The organism is Desertivirga arenae, from assembly GCF_017355785.1.
In the GTDB taxonomy this organism is placed as follows: Bacteria; Bacteroidota; Bacteroidia; order Sphingobacteriales; family Sphingobacteriaceae; genus Desertivirga; species Desertivirga arenae.
This window is the reverse complement of the sequence record NZ_JAFEWE010000016.1, coordinates 122,012-139,043: the sequence shown is the minus strand read 5'-3', so window position 1 is coordinate 139,043 and position 17,032 is coordinate 122,012. Positions and strand designations below refer to the sequence as shown.

Genomic DNA, 17,032 nt, shown 5'->3' with positions numbered 1-17,032 from the left:
TTTATTTCGTAAAGGGCAAGCTGCACACTGTTGCATCCAGCGCTTTATCACGGACCACCACCTTAATAGGGGTTCCTTTTGCCGAGACACTTTTATTCAAATAAGCCAATCCGATGGATTTATCTAATGATGGAGAGATACTGGCGGAAGTAACTACTCCTACCTCATTAAAATGCTCGTCTAAAACCTTGTATCCTCGTCTGGGAAATCCCTTACCAACTATTTCAAAACCACAAAGCTTTTTCTCAATTCCGTTCTTCTTTTGCTCTTTAAAATGATCGCTACCGGGAAATTCTTTACTGAACTTTGTAATCCAGCCTAAGCCTGCTTCTATTGGTGAAGTCTCATCATTTATATCATTGCCATAAAGACAATATCCCATTTCAAGCCTGAGGGTATCACGCGCCCCAAGGCCTGCTGCTTTTATTTCGTAAGGTTTTCCAGCCTCCATAACAGCCTGCCACAGCCGTTCAGCATCCTCATTTTTACAATACAATTCAAAACCCCCGGCTCCTGTATAACCTGTTGCAGATATGATTACGTCGTCAATTCCTGCAAATTGCCCTTTTGTGAATGTATAGTATTTCATTTGAGCCAGAGGCACTGGTGTTAAAGACTGTAAAGCAGTTGCAGCAACAGGACCCTGTACAGCGAGTAACACTGTTGAATCTGAAATGTTGGTCATCTTTACAGATCCCGCGTTCCGCTCTGAGATCCAATTCCAGTCTTTCTCAATATTAGAGGCGTTTACTACCAACATGTACTTTCCTGCTTCCAGGCAATATACCAGTAAATCATCTACAATCCCTCCTTTTTCATTGGTCATGCATGAATATTGTACATCTCCGGGCGTAAGGACTGATGCATCATTGGTAGTGAGCCTTTGAATAAGTTCAAGACTACCTTCCCCCTCCAAAATGAACTCTCCCATGTGACTTACGTCAAAAATTCCCAGGGAATTTCTAACGGCATGGTGTTCTTCCATAATCCCCGAGTACATTACCGGCATAGAATAACCGGCAAAGGGAGACATTTTTGCACCAAGTGCAATATGGATTTCATTAAGAACAAGTTCTTTCATTCCTATAGTCCGATTACAGCTTTATATTCATCAGCTGAAAGCAGTTGATCCAGCTGCGAGGGATCATTCAACTTAGCTTTAATTATCCAGCCCTGCCCATACGGATCTGAATTTACCAGGTCGGGAGCGCTCTCCAATGCAGCGTTCATTTCAGAAATTGATGCTGTTACCGGCATGAAAAGATCAGACACTGTTTTAACTGCTTCTACAGATCCAAAAACCTCGTCCTTGCCTACCTCCTGCCCTAGCGCAGTTATATCGATATATACGATATCGCCAAGCTCTCGCTGAGCAAAATCAGTAATTCCAATGGTCGCTTCTCCATTCTCAAAGGAGATCCATTCATGATCGTTGGTATATTTTAAATTATCTGGTATGTTCATCTTTAAATCAATTAACCATTAACGTTTCTTCTGTATAGTTTTCTATAGGCGGACATGAGCAGATCAGGTTACGATCGCCTTTACTTTCATTCACCCTTCCAACTGATGGCCAAAACTTTCGTGCAACGATCCAATCAAGCGGATAGGCAGCCTTCTGGCGACTATAAGGTCTATCCCAACTATCGGAAGTAAGTACCGCAAGCGTGTGAGGTGCATTTTTAAGCACGTTATCCACCTTATTGGCAAAACCTGTAGCAATTTCATCGATCTCCTGTTTAATAGAGACCATAGCATCGCAAAAGCGGTCCAACTCGGCTTTTGACTCTGATTCTGTCGGCTCGACCATAAGGGTTCCGGCAACTGGAAAAGAAACAGTTGGCGCATGGAAACCATAATCCATCAGTCGCTTTGCTATGTCGGTCACTTCAATATTGAATTTCTTAAACTCGCGGCAGTCAAGTATCATTTCGTGGGCACAGCGACCATTTGCTCCCGAGTATAACACGGGGTAGTGCTCTTCCAGTCGCGCTTTTATATAATTGGCATTCAGTATTGCAGCCATGGTGGCATCTTTTAATCCTTTGGCACCCATCATGGCAATATAAGCATGTGAGATCAGGAGGATGGATGCAGAACCCCATGGTGCTGCAGATACTGCAGAAATGGAATTAAGCCGGTTGATATCCACCTGAGTGTGCCCGGGAAGAAAGCCTTTGAGGTGGGCGGCAACACCGATAGGACCCATGCCCGGACCGCCGCCACCGTGCGGAATACAGAAGGTTTTATGTAAATTCAGATGGCACACATCTGCACCGATATTTGCAGGACTTGTTAATCCAACTTGTGCGTTCATATTCGCGCCATCCATATAAACTTGTCCGCCGCATTCGTGAATTATATTGCAAATCTCCTTAATCCCTTCTTCGTATACGCCGTGTGTCGAAGGATAAGTAACCATTAAACAAGAAAGGGTTTGTTTATACTCCGTGGCCTTTGCCTTTAGGTCGTCAACATCGATATTTCCATTGTTATCGCATTTTACCACAACGATCTTCATTCCGGCCATAGCAGCAGAGGCTGGATTGGTTCCGTGCGCCGATGCTGGGATAAGGACAGTATTTCTCTGGGTTTCATTATTATAACGGTGGTATGCACGGATCACCATTAAACCTGCGTACTCCCCCTGCGCCCCGGAATTCGGCTGGAGACTCATTGCATCGAAGCCTGTTATTTCACATAACCAGCCTTCAAGTTCGTCAAAGATCTGTTTGTATCCCTGGGTTTGAGCAATTGGCGCAAAGGGATGAAGAGAAGAAAACTCAGGCCATGTTAAAGGCAACATTTCCGTTGTTGCATTCAGCTTCATGGTACAAGAGCCAAGAGGGATCATTGAATGACAAAGGGATAGATCTTTGGCTTCAAGGGATTTGATATAACGAAGCATTTCATGTTCGCTGTGATAGCTATTGAACACAGGGTGATCAAGAAATGCCGATGTTCTCTTTAAGGCTTCCGGTATATTGAATTCTACTGTAACAGTCCTGGCTGGAGATTTTTTATTAAGCGCTTTTTCAAAGACGGCAAGGATCAGTTCAAGATCCTTCTCGCTAGTACTTTCGTCAAGCGACAAAGTGATGCTGGAGAATCCGTAGTTGAAATTAAGGCCGGCACTTGTTGCTTCGCGGTGTATTGCCGCAAGCTTGTTCCCAACCTCTATTTTTATTGTATCAAAATAACTCTCGTTACTTAGCGTTAAGCCAAGGGCTGCAAGGCGGCCGGATAATTTGACTGTTAGTGAGTGGATCTTCCCAGCAATTGCCCTAATCCCTTGCTGTCCATGCCAGGCTGCATACATTCCAGCCATTATAGCCAGCAGAGCCTGAGCTGTACAGATATTAGAGGTGGCTTTGTCTCTGCGGATATGCTGCTCCCTGGTTTGAAGTGCCATCCTCAATGCATAGTTTCCTGCAGTATCCTCGCTTACCCCAATTACTCTCCCGGGAATAAAGCGCTTAAAATCCTCTTTTACTGCCAGGTATGCAGCATGAGGTCCACCATATCCCATAGGAACGCCGAAACGCTGGGTTGTACCGACGGCAATATCTGCTCCAAATTCACCCGGAGGCTTTAATAAAGCCAGGCTCATCAGATCCGCAATTACACAAAGAGAAATACCCTTTTCCTGTAGCATCCGGGCGAAGTCCTCGTAGTTATAGACGGCCCCATTCGCCGCAGGATATTGAACAATAGCCCCAAAAACACCCGTAACTATAGGCTCCCCGTGGGCAGCAACGTGCAATTCAATACCCAGAGGGGCAGAACGTGTACGAAGGATGTCCAGGGTTTGAGGAAATACCTCGGGGGAAACCCAGTACTTTCTGGCCTCTTTATCTTTTCTCTGGCTAAACTGCAGGAACATCGCTTCAGCTGCTGCAGTCCCTTCATCAAGTAATGAAGCATTTGCGACAGGAAGCGCAGTCAGGCTGGTTACCATAGTCTGAAAATTCAGCAAGGCTTGCAGGCGGCCCTGAGATATCTCAGGTTGGTATGGGGTATATTGAGTATACCAACCCGGATTCTCCAGAATATTTCTTCTTATGACAGAAGGGGTTAAGGTATTATAGTATCCTTGACCGATGAAGGATTTTGCAATTATGTTTTTTGAGGCTATCTCTTTTAAAGAATCAAGGTATTCTGATTCTGTTTTAGCCGCCGGTAGTTTTAATGGTGATGTTAGTTGAATGGACGATGGTACCGTTTCGCTAATTAAGCTCTCTAAAGAATCAGAGCCTATTAGTGTAAGCATTCGACTAACATTATCCTGTGAAGGAGCAATATGTCTTCTTTGAAATAGTTCGGAGTTTCCTAATGAATTCATGTTTTCTAATTGCTATGCAAATTGAGGACTTTCAGAAAGGTGCTTGATCATATCCTTAGTAAGTGATTGAAGACCATAAGCAGGTTTCCAATTCCAATCATGTCTGGCCAGACTGTCGTCTATACTTCCAGGCCATCCTTCGGCAATCTTCTGCCGGAAATCTGGCTTATACTCTATAGAAAAATCAGGAATATGCTGCTGAATTTCAGTAGCAAGCTGTTCTGGTGAAAAGCTTAGTGCTTGTAGATTATAAGCAGTACGAATGCTAATCCGGTCAGCGGGAGCTTCCATCAACCTTAAGGTTGCCCGAATGGCATCATCCATGTAGATCATCGGTAAGCGGGTATGTTTTTCAAGAAAACAAGTGTAACTCTTTTCGGATATCGCTTTATGAAAGATCTCTACTGCGTAATCTGTCGTTCCTCCCCCCGGTGCTGATTGATATCCGATAACACCTGGAAATCTTAGAGACCTTACATCGAGTCCATATTTATTGAAATAATATGCACCCCAGTTTTCTCCTGCAACCTTTGCAATGCCGTAAACTGTTTCTGGTTCTGGATAAAAGCACTGGTGGACACCCTCTTTGGGGGCAGAACTGCCGAATACTGCAATGGAACTTGGGATAAAGACTTTAGAAAGCTTAAATATTCGGCCTGCTTCCAGGACATTCAGTGTGCTGTTCATATTTATATGCCAGCTTCCTGTCGGGTCGGCTTCTCCTCTAGCTGAAAGGACCGCCGCCAGGTGGTATAATTGGGTAATCCCGTGTTTGACTACCACGCTGCTCATCGCTTCAAAATCAGTAGCATCAAGTTGCTCAAAGATTCCTTGTGAGATGTTTGGTGAACGAAGATCAGTTGCTACAACATTTTCGAGACCAAAAACCTCTCTTAGAGCTACGGTAAGGACCTTTCCAATCTGGCCATTTGCGCCAGTGATCAATATCTTTTCTCTTTGCATAATAAAGTTTCAAGCTCAAAAAACCTCATGCAGAATAGCACCCATACAGGAGTGAATACTGTTTTAAGGTTCTTCAGTGCCATAAAAAATAAATTAAAAAAGCTGCCGGATGATGAAGAAGTCCGGCAGACCTATACCATTTTCGAGGAAGCAAACCTCTGAATCAAAGGTACCTGGACATTGAGTGTTACTGCAGGACAAACGGTACTAAATTGTGGATAAACGGCCCCTGCAAGTCGTACATTTTCGCTAATTTCATCAATATAAATTGACCAATTGAAGCTTACAAGTAACATGTATTCAAACTCGTCTGAAAATCCATTGATATGGTGAATTCCTTCATCGTATTTACCAGTGCCTGCACAGAACTGATAGGTAAGGCATTATAAAGGGAAGCTCTGAAGCTGTTACCGAAGGGCGCTCTGAGTCCTACCATTCCTTCCTTCTGGGCAAATTCATAAAAGGCGTTTTCAAGTTCAGACTTATTGATGGAGAAGCTGACATTCATCAAGGAGCGGTCTTCTTTTACTATAGCATTTTGAAATAGCGGATTTGAATCTATTTCCTTATACAATATATCTGCTTTGATCTTATTGCGGCTTTCCATTTCCTTAACACCTCCCTGCTTTTTGATCCACCGCAGGTTTAACAGCATTACGTACAATGAAAATACTGGTGGAGTGTTATAGAGCGAATGGCACTCGCGAAAAATCCTGTAGTCCCACATTGCCGGTACCTTATTATTAATATTGTTCAACAAGTCATCCTTCACAATAACAACCGTAACTCCTGCTGGTCCCATATTTTTCTGTGCGCCGGCATAGATCAAATCGAATTGAGAAATATCAATTGTGCGACTCAGAATATCTGATGACATATCGCAAATAAGCGGTACAGGACTCGAAGGAAAGGAGTGCATCTGGCTCCCCTCGATGGTGTTATTTGAAGTACAATGAAAATAAGAACAAGATGGATCGACTTTATAATCAGAGGGTATAAAGGTATAATTTGAATCTGCTGAACTTGCTACTACATCTACCAATCCAAAATGACTAGCTTCAACTATAGCTCTTTTAGAAAAAAAACCTGCATCCAGATAAGCAGCTTTACCGGTTCTTCCCATGAAATTAAATGGGATCATGGAAAATTGTGTACTAGCTCCTCCTTGGATAAAAAGTATACTATATCCGGAAGGAATATTCATTAACTCTCTGAGAAGTTCTTCCACTTCGTCTACTACTTTCCTGAATTCAGGCGTACGATGTGATACTTCAAGGATTGAAAGTCCCTGATCCTGCCAGTTTCCAATTGCGTGGCGGGCCCCTTCCAGCACCTCAGGAGGAAGAATGCTTGGACCAGCGGAGAAGTTATGTTTTAAGATATTTTCCAAGAAAATTGATGGTGTTGTTTTAAAAAAAATCCCATACCGGAGGTATGGGCTGATCATAATCTAAAAAGAACGAGCGTAAGGCAAATATCGGGAGCCGGATTTCTGTAGTTTGGTATAGTAGCTCCAAAGTGATGCACAATTATACAGGCATCTTCAAGTAATGCTAACCTCTTTAAGGCAGCTAGTTCAACTCACTCAGGAAGGCCGGATTCTCCAGGCGACGAATTGACCGGTAATTTTTGAAGTCTGTATTTGTAGAAATATATTCCTCTTTGACAGGTTCCTCTCGCACGAGATCTGTACTGAGATACTTCTTATTGCTATCACTAAGGATAGTGACAACGACCGATCCAACTCCCATTTGCTCCTGCAATTTTATGGCACCAATAACATTTGCACCTGATGAGATACCTACCGCCAGACCCAACTGCTGCGAGAGCTTCTGGGCCATGATTATCGCATCGCCGTCATTGGCTTGAACAACCGAATCCAGCTCATCCATTTTTAGAATTGCGGGAATAAATTCGTCTGATATCCCTTGTATTCGATGGGTTCCAACTTTAAAACCCGTAGACAAAGTTGGTGATTCGGCTGGCTCAAGAGGATGAACCTTAACAGCGGGATTCACTGTTTTTAAGTATGCTCCAGTTCCCATCACCGTCCCTCCGGTACCCACTCCTGCCACAAATGCATCGCAGCTTAAACCTATATTTTGCAATTGGGTTGATATTTCAGGACCGGTTGTTAAGCGATGAGCTGAGGCATTGGAACCGTTCTCGAACTGACATGGAAGGAAGACACCGCCTTGAGCAGCCATTTTTTCGCTTAATGCTATACTACCTAAAAAACCACCCTCTTCTTTACTTACCAGAATTACATCTGCACCAAGGCTTTTTATAATATCTATCCTTTCACGGCTTAACCAGTTCGGCATTATTATTTTTACATCGTGTCCCAGGGTTCTTCCAAGTGCAGCAAATGCTATTCCGGTATTTCCGCTGGTTGCTTCAATGATTACATCACCAGGTTGGATCTTTTTCTCTTTGTAGGCATTGTATAGAATGTAAAGAGCCATCCGGTCTTTAACACTGCCTGTCAGGTTATAGTGCTCGCATTTTGCATATATCTTTCCAGGTTTTCCTTTATAAGTATATGAAATCTCGATCATGGGTGTGTTGCCCACCAGGTTCCAGAGATTATCAAATCTCTCCTTCAAATCTACTTCCAATGCCGAATAATAATTCATTTACAGTACCTTATTTTATCAGCATAAAGGTCGGAATGCCCATCAAATCATACAATCATTTAAAGAATTCTCATAAATTTTCTGGAATTGATTTAACTAATTCATTTTTTTTACGATTTTAGCTGACACATTATTCACAGATCTTTATTTTTTTCAACTATTATTCTTCCCCATAGACAAATGAATGGCTTAGACCGCACGGATACTGAAATATTGAAGTTATTACAAGCAGACGCTTCACTTACAAACAAGGAGATTTCGTTTAAACTCCATAAATCAATTGCTACGATCCATGAAAGGATCAGGAAATTAAAAGATCAAGGCTACATAACTAAAATAGTAGCCATTCTGGATCGAAAAAAGGTTAACAAAGGTCTTATTGCCTTTAGTCAAGTCCACCTAAGCGACCATACAACAGCTACCCTTAAAGAATTTGAAAAAGAGGTGGTAAAATTCCCGGAAGTGATGGAGTGTTTTCAAATGTCAGGGGCCTTTGACTTTATACTTAGAGTTGCATGTTCAGACATGAACGAGTACACCGACTTTTACAGGAATAAGCTGGCGATGCTACCAAATATAAATACAGTTCAAAGCTTTTTTGTATTGGCCGAGACTAAAAGTGATACTGCATACCCTTTATAAATAGGTGAACCGCGCCAAAAATGAAAAAACCCGCAGTATGGGACCACGGGCTAACCTAAACCTTATCACAATTATTTGTACAGCAAATATACTATCTTTTCATATCCTTAAGCGCTGGTCTAAAAAAATTTCTACTTAATCGTTTTCGCTGGCTTCACTTTTACCTCCTGAATCCATCAACTATTCAACATAAAGGCCTGTTACAATTTATTGTTATTTAACGTAGAGTGTTTAAATTCGAAACATGATACGAGCCCTTTTCTCCTTATTCATTTTAATAGTCATTTTTTCCAGTTGTAAGAAGGACAAAGAAATTGAACCTGAAAAGGCTCCTTATGATAGCTATATATTAAGGAATAATAAATACTATCGTCTACAGAATGCCGATTTAAGCTTTGATAAGCAGGACCAGCAGTATACTTCTACCATTTGGCTTACAGACAGGGAGGAAAACAATAGCATACAAATCGACCTTCTATTGCTACAGGGAAAAGCCTTGCCCGCAGGAACCTATCGATACAAGACCTTAGCCTCTAATGCCCTGGAATTAAACCGCTTTCATGCTTTGTCTTTGCAATACGGAGAGAAGAATGCTAAAGAGCAAATAAGCTCTTTTGAAGACGACATAAAGGAGGCATTTATCGAAGTAAAAGAAATGAAGGACACATATTCAATTGATGGAGAATTCGAATACAAGGGAGCGATAACTAAAGTTCATTACGAAGGAAAAGTTGATTTTCTTGAATACTGGTAGGCTGCAATTACGTTACAATTTTTGTAAAGATATTTAAAAGCTCTTTTCTAATCCACACAAAAAAGGTTCGACAAGGTTTATAAGGCATGGATGATCTTTTAATAGAAGAAAAGATTAGGCTGTTTGAAATGGCAGCCAAACAAGTAAGCACCTATGAAGACAATAGACTATTCTCATATGCCACTAAAGTACGGGCATTATTAGATGCAATCATGACCTTTGAGGTTGTTCCAACGAATGCTTTGGAAGCAATAGAACGACTTGAAAGTGTACTTCAGCAATTAGAAGAAAAAATTCAGAAGAGACAAAACTTTGAAATCGTCATGCGGCTTTTGGATTAAAAAAAAATGCAGATTATGAGGCATACCCGAAATGATTTGCTATCCTTAAATAATTTGGAACATCAGTATTATTCCTCCCCGCGAGCCGCACGATATCAAAGATTAATTGTTCTCGTTCATCCGGTTTTCCCTGTTTCATATCTTTCTGAATGGAAGCTGTGAAATCTGGAGATAAGCTGTCTAAAATGCTCAGATTATTATCGATAATTTGAGACCTGCTAAAGTCAAATTTAGCGGCTACAGAAATTTGATAGAGTTCTTCCAGTAGCGATTCAAGCAAATTTCGATATACACCAGGCACCTGCAGATCAGCAGCTTGCTTGTCATAACAGGCAGCGACAGCAGCAAAGGCAGAGGTAAAACTGAGCTTGCGAAATATTTCGGCTGTAATAGCGGTGCTGTATCGTACCGAGATACCGCAGCTTTTAAGATCGGCTTCCATCTGTAATCTCACTTTGCTGTTACTTACCTCGGGGCTATTAAGTCCATACACAATCCTGAAAATTGTATTATTCTGACTCACCTCACCCAGTGCAGAAATATAACCTGTGATGTAAATACAACCATCAAAAATTTGAAGTCCACTAAGGTTTTCGCGCAAATAGGTACCCGCACCCAGAGAATTTAGGATAGGGATAATTAAGGTTCCTGAATGAGAAGTTTGTTCTATAATTCCCATAACTTCATCAAGGCTGTAAGCTTTTACTGTAACAAATATCACATCAAAGCTTCGATCTTCCAGTTCGTCCTCAGCTACTGATTTTAAGTTCCTAAGAGTCACAGGTGGATGACCATAAGTTTTTATAGTCAAACCTTTCTCCTTCATGGCAAGCAAATGCTGCCCTCTTGCTATTATAGTAACGTCCAGATCCTTCTTAGCTAAGTATCCCCCAATAAGGCCGCCAGTGCCACCGGCTCCGATCACTAAATATTTCATGGTTTATAACAAGATCTGAATTGTAATAGTTATTACGCTCCGCGAAGTTAGTTATCTCTTAGGAATGCCAGATACTTATCAACCTTTTTCCAGTTTAACTTTCGTTACAATTAAAACTAACAAACACTGAGATAATAATACTATTTAAATTAAGTCTAAATAATATATATTTGCAGCGATGAAGATTAGGAGGACTGTACGCATTGCCCATCTATGGCTAGGATTAACTACCGGGTTAGTGGTATTTATTTTAGGAATTACCGGCTGTTTGTATGTTTTTGCTGACGATATCAAAGAGCAGCTCTACAAAGAAAGATACTTTGTAGCTGAAAAAAATCAACCTAAACAAGCTTTTGGAAGGCTTCTCCAAACTGCGCAGCAGTCACTAGGCTCCCAGTACAAGATAACCAGGGCCAAAATTTACAATCTTCCGGGAAGAGCTTATGAATTCAGAGCTTTGAAAATGGACCCGAAAGCTTTCGGACACTGGAATTACTATGTATACTACTACCGCGTTTACGTAAATCCATATACCGCTAAAATAATCTACACAGAAGACGCCAAAAATTCATTTATAGGAATTTTGTTAAGTCTCCACATGAACCTTCTGATGGGGAAAGCAGTAGGGCATATGGTAGTAAGATGCTCAGTAATTGGTTTTGTAATCCTGCTCATTTCGGGATTAGTTTTATGGTGGCCAAAGCACTGGACAAAAAAGCAAATACGAATTAGCTTTACTATAAAATGGGAGGCTAAATTCAGAAGGATCAATTATGATCTTCATAATGTCTCCGGTTTTTATGCCTTCCTGTTCCTGCTCGTTATTGCACTTACCGGCCTTATGATGTCTTTTGAACTAAGTACGGTGAAAACTCCGGAGGTGGCCAGCGATACTACCAACACACGGACTTTAGCAAATATTCCTGATTATATTTTAGGCAAGGCTAAGAAAGCTAATCCCTCAGCTGTCTTCTATTACTACAACATACCTGCAAAGCCTGAAGGTACGGTAACCGTTTCTGCATATGCAAGCGATGATAATTTCTATGATCGCCAGGTTACTAAGTTCGACCAGTTTAGCGGAGAAGCACTTTACCAGGGGAAGAGTTTCAGGCAGTCGCCAGCTTTAAACCAGGTTCAGTATATGAATTTCGACCTGCATACCGGGGCTGCGTTTAGTTGGCCAGGTAAAATCTTTGCGTTCCTCGCTTCCCTTATAGCTGCTTCCCTTCCTATTACAGGGGTGATCATGTGGCTTTATAAAAAGAAATCTAAAAAGAAAGAACAATCCAACAATCAACATACAATCTCAGAAAAATCAGTACTATCATGAGTATCTCCAGTAAGCTCTCGCTCTTCATTTTCCTTCTATTATTTATTGGATACCCCACCCTAAATGCTCAGACAAAACAAGGTAACGGAAATATCAGTGGCAATGTTAAGGCCCAGGATGGTAGTCCGGTAGACTTTGCAATCATCACCATTAAGGGATTAAGAAAAACCGTAGCAGATGAGAATGGCTCATATTCAATGAAGAACATTCCAGTTGGTACTTACACTATTACAGCATCGTACGTAGGTTTCGAAAGCAGATCACAGGAAGTGACCGTCAATAAGGGGGAGACTTCCGTAGCAAACTTCAACCTGGCCGAAAATCAACAACATCTTACAGAAGTGGTTGTAAACGGACGCACATCTAAAAAGGTAATTCAACGGGAATCTGAATCTCCTTCCAGGATGCCATTGAAAAACCTGGAAAATGCGCAGGTTTATAACGTAGTGACTAATGCTTTGATGAAAGAACAGATCGTGGTAGATCGCACCGAACTATATCTTAACATTCCCGGCGCAGTTCCTAACTTTTCAGCAGGCGGCTCGCAGGGAATAAGTCAGAGAGGCTTTTTGAATACTAACGGTATGCGTAACGGTCTTAACACAAATGCAATTTACCCGATGAATCCTGCTATACTTGAAAGAGTTGAAGTGATGCGCGGCCCTTCAGGTACTTTATTTGGTACCGGTCGTAACACCACTTTCGGAGGCGTATACAATTACGTAACCAAGAGGCCTTTTGCTCAGAATGCAGTAGAGTTAAGTCTGACCGGAGGTAATTATGGGTTTGCAAGAGTAGCAGCAGATGTAAATACCGTTCTTAACAAAGAAGGTACCCAACTATTGCGAGTAAATATTGCAGGCCAGAACGAAGGATCATTCCAAAGCGAAGGGTTTAGCAGGAACTTTGTATTTGCCCCCTCTTTCTCGCTTCAGGTAAACCACAGATTGAAACTACTTTTTGAAGGAGACATTACAAGAACTAATTATACAACTGTTTCTTACTCCTTGCCAGCAAACCTTAATGCTATCAGTTATAGAAGCTTCGCTGAATCACCGATACCTTACGATCTTTTTTTGGGAGATGACAATGTAGACTCTAAAGTGGGTGTGAATGAGATCGGAGCAGAAGCGGAGTACAAGATCTCTGATCAATGGAAATCACAAACTAAGTTCTTATTCTCGGAAGGTTATTACGACCGTTTGCTTTGGGGAACATTTGCTATCTTAAGTGATACTAAGATTAACCGTACAGTTAGAAATCAAACACCTGAAAACTTCGGCAATGTTCAGCTTCAGCAAAACTTTATTGGCGACTTCAACCTCGGTAGTTTCAGGAACAGAATTGTAGCTGGCCTGGATTATAACAGAACTTATAACACTTTAAATCGTGTAACCTTTAAATACGATGAAGTAGATATCAATCAGGCTATCCCTGATTTCAACATCGACCGGGTTAACGCTTTATCCCTTACTGGTTGGTCGGCCTCTTCCTTTACAAGCAACAACTATTCTGCTTACGTGAGTGATGTTTTTAATATTACCCCCGCTTTGATGGCTATGCTTAGCCTACGCGGCGAATATTATAAGACAGAAGGCAACTTCTCTCCGTCAACAGGAAAATACACCGGAGGCTTTGATAAAACCGCTTTGTCTCCAAAGCTGGGATTAGTCTACCAGCCTCTTAAAGAGAAACTATCCTTATTTGTTAACTACATGAATGGGTTCAATTACCTTGCTCCCGCCCAACAGCAAGTTAACTCGGATCTAACAGGTTTGAAGCCGCAGTATGGTAATCAGTTGGAAGGGGGTGTTAAATTCGCCTTTATGAATAACCGGATCAGTGGTTCGGCCAGCTACTACGATATCAAGGTAACGAACTCAACCCGTACGGAGAGTGTATCTCCTGGCGGCGGTGCAGCAAACCAGGTGATCACAGTTCAGGATGGAACACAAAACAGCAAAGGTTTTGAATTCGATGTAACAGCAAATCCATTCGAAGGCTTTAACGTGATTGCAGGCTATGCTTACAATGAGAACAAATATACAAAAGCATCTCCGGCCCTCACTGGAAAGAACCTCACTTCTAGTCCCCGCAATGTTGCCAACCTCTGGTTAAGTTACTCCCTATTGCGAGGAAAACTAAGTGGCATCGGTTTTGGCGCGGGAGGAAATTATGTAGACGATTCCTGGTTTGACAGTGCTAACCTGTTCACCAATCCTTCATACACCCTTGTTAACGCCACTGTGTTTTACAACTATGGCAAATATCGCCTGGGTCTGAAGGCGAACAATATAGGCGATGCACAATACTGGAATTCGACAGGAATGCCGCAGAAAAGCAGATATTTTCTGGCAGAGCTTCGTTACAGGTTCTAATCTCCCGGAACAGCATCAAAAAAGGGGAAAGATTCCTGTCTTTCCCCTTTCTATTTTATAGCTCCACTACTCTTATTCTTGCTGCTTCTTATCTTTTTCTTTAGCTTTCTGATCTTTTTTGTGCCCCTGTTCCAGCTCGTTCCGGATCATATCCTGGACTTTCTTTTCTGTTTCACGATAACGTTCAGCTAGTTTTTTTGCGTCCTCTTCCCTCTTCTTCAAAAACTCATCCATTTTTTTGTCGGCATTCCCGTTTTCATCTTTGGTTTTGAAGTCTTCGATTGCAGTTTCTATCACCTCCCCTACCTGCTCAGGGAAGCTTACATGATACTCATCCTGAGGAGCAGACTCAGAATCGACACAGGTAATTTTACTCTTAACTTCTGCAGATGGCTCCGAAAAATGAGCGTAATGATATTTATAGCCTCCCCTGTTACGAACCAGAGAATTCATGAAGCTACCAAATATAGGAAGAGCAGTGCTGGATCCCTGACCTAGTTCCAGTGTCCTGAACCGTATAGCAGGATTCTCTCCGCCAACCCACACTCCAGTAACCAGTCCCGGAATAATACCGATGAACCATCCATCGGATTGATTTTGTGTTGTTCCTGTTTTGCCGGCAATATCCATCTCCAGCCCGTATTGCCCTCTTAACCTTCTTGCACTTCCCTCGTTTACAACCACCTTCATCATTTCAATGATAGTTTGAGCATGAACCGGGTCGAGCGCCTGATCCTGGGCTTCTGGTACATGTTCATCCACTACATTGCCTTCCTGATCTACGATCTTTGTAATAAACACTGGCTTAGTGCGTTTTCCCTGATTAGCCATGGATGCGTAAGCTGTTACCATCTCTAAAAGCGGTATCTCTGCTGTACCTAAGGCGAGAGATTGCACTCGTGGAAGCTCTGATGTAATTCCCAGATCTTCAGCAAGGTTAACTGTTTTTCTAACACCTACCTCATCAATGATCTGAGCGGAAATCGTATTAACGGAATGAGCAAGGGCCTGGACCATTGTCATCTTTCCACCGTACTGATCATCAGCATTTTTTGGCGTCCAGTCGCCGTAAGAAACCTGTTTATTCTCAAAGGTCTGGCAAGGTTCCATGCCATCATCAAGAGCTGCAGCATATAAGATAGGTTTGAATGTTGAACCGACCTGCCGTTTGCTTAGTACATGATCATATTTGAAAACTTTGAAATTGATCCCCCCCACCCAGGCTTTAACGTACCCGGTCTCGGGTTCCATAGCTACCAGTCCGGTGTTCAAAAACTTCTGATAATACTTTATGGAGTCGGTCGGACTTAAAGTCCGCTGCATCACACTTCCCGAATAAGGGTTAACGATCTTCATGGGAACAGGTGTGGCAAAGCTGCGCTGAATTTCATCTTCGCTGATTCCTGCCTCGCTCATCAACTTATATCTTCTTGTTCGCTTAATCTCGTTTTCAATGATCGATCTGTTTTCAGTCCACAGGCCCCGTCCTGACCAATGCCGGTTAAACAGACTCTGAAGAGCGTACATTCTTTTCTTTACAGCGCTCTCGGCCGCACGCTGCGCTTTGCTGTTTATGGTAGTATAGATCCTTAAACCATCCCGGTAAAGATTGTAGTTCTCGCCTCCGCTTTTCTCATGTTCCTCGCACCAGGTGAGCAGACCTTTTTTTATCATCTCCCGAAAGTAGAACGCCATAGTACCATTGCTGAGGTCCGTCTTGCCCTTTCTTAATCTTAGTGGAAGGTCTTGAAGTTCCTCTGCTTTTTGACTAGTAATAAATCCATACTTCGCCATTTGTGCCAGTACTACATTTCTTCGCTCTTTAGATTTCTCCAGATTTCTTGCTGGGTTATACCTTGTACTTGCCTTTAACATTCCTACCAAAACAGCAGCCTCTGCTAATTTTAGTCTACTCGCCGGCTTATTGAAATAAGCCCTCGAACCTTGCTCTATACCATAGATGTTACCACCCATGTGAACAGAATTAAGGTATAGTTCAAGAATTTCCTGCTTGGAATACACCGCCTCAAGTCTTTTAGCGATGATCATCTCCCTGATCTTGTTAATTGGTGTTTCCAGCAACCAGTAGTCACGTCTCGGATACAGGCCTTTTGCAAGTTGTTGTGTAATAGTACTTCCTCCTCCGGCACTTGATTGCTGTAGAAGCAGACTTTTTATCAGAACTCTGAACATACTACGGGTATCAATGCCACTATGTTCGTAAAACCGGACATCTTCAGTAGCTAAAAGCGCAGAGATTACATGTGCTGAGATTTGATCGTAGCTTATCTCCTTTTTATCGGTAATAAAGTAACGGCCTAGCAGCACGCCATCGGAAGAATACACTTCGGAGGGTTTCTCGTGTCTCCTTTCAAGCAAAGCCTCTTTCGATGGAATAGCTCCAAAAACTCCAATGTATATAAACAGCCATAGAACAAAGAAAAACAACAGGAAGTATAGAAGACCTTTCCTTAGCCAGGTTAACCAGCTGCTGGATTTTGAAGGTTCTGCAGGTGTTTTTAGAAATATTGAGAACAGCCGAGTTTTTAAACTTTTCAGCATATAGAACATATAAGCACAAATATCAGACAATATTAATGCTAAATTGATTACAGGCAGAAGAATAATATTGCAGCCCCTTAAAAACGGTATAAAAAAAGAGTGCGTTGTGCGCACTCTTTATAACCAATTATCAATTTATAGTAT

At 42.0% G+C, this 17,032-nt stretch carries 14 protein-coding genes; 6 read left to right on the top strand and 8 right to left on the bottom strand.

The window, feature by feature from the left end; genetic code table 11:
• Position 1: 1 nt before the first annotated feature.
• The 4 genes from gcvT to J4N24_RS22355 are packed head-to-tail and all read right to left on the bottom strand — an operon-like array spanning position 2 to position 5,305.
• Positions 2-1,081: a glycine cleavage system aminomethyltransferase GcvT gene (gene gcvT / locus J4N24_RS22370; RefSeq protein WP_207535984.1), complete on the bottom strand. Its 1,080-nt coding sequence runs from the start codon at positions 1,079-1,081 to the stop codon at positions 2-4.
• A gap of 2 nt (positions 1,082-1,083) precedes the next feature.
• Entirely contained in the window at positions 1,084-1,464 is a 381-nt protein-coding gene (gene gcvH / locus J4N24_RS22365) for a glycine cleavage system protein GcvH (RefSeq protein WP_207535983.1), read from the bottom strand.
• Between the two features lie 7 nt (positions 1,465-1,471).
• Positions 1,472-4,342, bottom strand: a complete 2,871-nt coding sequence (gene gcvP / locus J4N24_RS22360) for an aminomethyl-transferring glycine dehydrogenase (protein WP_207535982.1) — start codon at positions 4,340-4,342, stop codon at positions 1,472-1,474.
• Between the two features lie 12 nt (positions 4,343-4,354).
• The gene (locus tag J4N24_RS22355) at positions 4,355-5,305 is read right to left on the bottom strand and encodes an NAD-dependent epimerase/dehydratase family protein (RefSeq protein ID WP_207535981.1); all 951 of its coding nucleotides are present in this window, start codon (positions 5,303-5,305) and stop codon (positions 4,355-4,357) included.
• A 27-nt stretch (positions 5,306-5,332) separates the two neighbouring features.
• Here J4N24_RS22355 and J4N24_RS25760 point away from each other — a divergent pair, with 27 nt between their 5' ends.
• On the top strand, positions 5,333-5,467 hold the full coding sequence (locus J4N24_RS25760; protein ID WP_256439404.1) for a hypothetical protein: 135 nt from the start codon (positions 5,333-5,335) through the stop codon (positions 5,465-5,467).
• A gap of 121 nt (positions 5,468-5,588) precedes the next feature.
• Here J4N24_RS25760 and serC read toward each other — a convergent pair whose 3' ends face one another.
• Together serC and J4N24_RS22345 are read right to left on the bottom strand one after the other, a co-directional pair.
• Complete coding sequence (gene serC, locus J4N24_RS22350) at positions 5,589-6,695, bottom strand: 3-phosphoserine/phosphohydroxythreonine transaminase (protein WP_242691773.1); 1,107 nt, start codon at positions 6,693-6,695, stop codon at positions 5,589-5,591.
• A gap of 181 nt (positions 6,696-6,876) precedes the next feature.
• A complete protein-coding gene (locus J4N24_RS22345) occupies positions 6,877-7,941 on the bottom strand; it encodes a PLP-dependent cysteine synthase family protein (RefSeq protein ID WP_207535979.1) in 1,065 nt (354 codons plus the stop codon).
• A gap of 180 nt (positions 7,942-8,121) precedes the next feature.
• Here J4N24_RS22345 and J4N24_RS22340 point away from each other — a divergent pair, with 180 nt between their 5' ends.
• From J4N24_RS22340 to J4N24_RS22330, 3 genes are all read left to right on the top strand, one after another.
• Entirely contained in the window at positions 8,122-8,583 is a 462-nt protein-coding gene (locus tag J4N24_RS22340; protein ID WP_207535978.1) for an Lrp/AsnC family transcriptional regulator, read from the top strand.
• 244 nt (positions 8,584-8,827) lie between these two features.
• Positions 8,828-9,337, top strand: coding sequence for a hypothetical protein (locus J4N24_RS22335; RefSeq protein WP_207535977.1), 510 nt, complete (start codon positions 8,828-8,830; stop codon positions 9,335-9,337).
• An 86-nt stretch (positions 9,338-9,423) separates the two neighbouring features.
• Positions 9,424-9,678 (top strand): hypothetical protein, encoded by a 255-nt coding sequence (locus J4N24_RS22330; protein ID WP_207535976.1) that lies wholly within the window; start codon positions 9,424-9,426, stop codon positions 9,676-9,678.
• A 13-nt stretch (positions 9,679-9,691) separates the two neighbouring features.
• Here J4N24_RS22330 and J4N24_RS22325 read toward each other — a convergent pair whose 3' ends face one another.
• Complete coding sequence (locus tag J4N24_RS22325) at positions 9,692-10,615, bottom strand: ketopantoate reductase family protein (RefSeq protein WP_207535975.1); 924 nt, start codon at positions 10,613-10,615, stop codon at positions 9,692-9,694.
• 178 nt (positions 10,616-10,793) lie between these two features.
• Between J4N24_RS22325 and J4N24_RS22320 the strand changes: the two genes are divergently transcribed.
• On the top strand, positions 10,794-11,948 hold the full coding sequence (locus J4N24_RS22320) for a PepSY-associated TM helix domain-containing protein (RefSeq protein WP_207535974.1): 1,155 nt from the start codon (positions 10,794-10,796) through the stop codon (positions 11,946-11,948).
• Entirely contained in the window at positions 11,945-14,326 is a 2,382-nt protein-coding gene (locus tag J4N24_RS22315; RefSeq protein ID WP_207535973.1) for a TonB-dependent receptor, read from the top strand. Before J4N24_RS22320 ends, J4N24_RS22315 begins: the two co-directional genes overlap by 4 nt.
• A 72-nt stretch (positions 14,327-14,398) precedes the next feature.
• Here J4N24_RS22315 and J4N24_RS22310 read toward each other — a convergent pair whose 3' ends face one another.
• Positions 14,399-16,888: a penicillin-binding protein 1A gene (locus J4N24_RS22310; RefSeq protein WP_207535972.1), complete on the bottom strand. Its 2,490-nt coding sequence runs from the start codon at positions 16,886-16,888 to the stop codon at positions 14,399-14,401.
• Between the last annotated feature and the right edge of the window lie 144 nt (positions 16,889-17,032).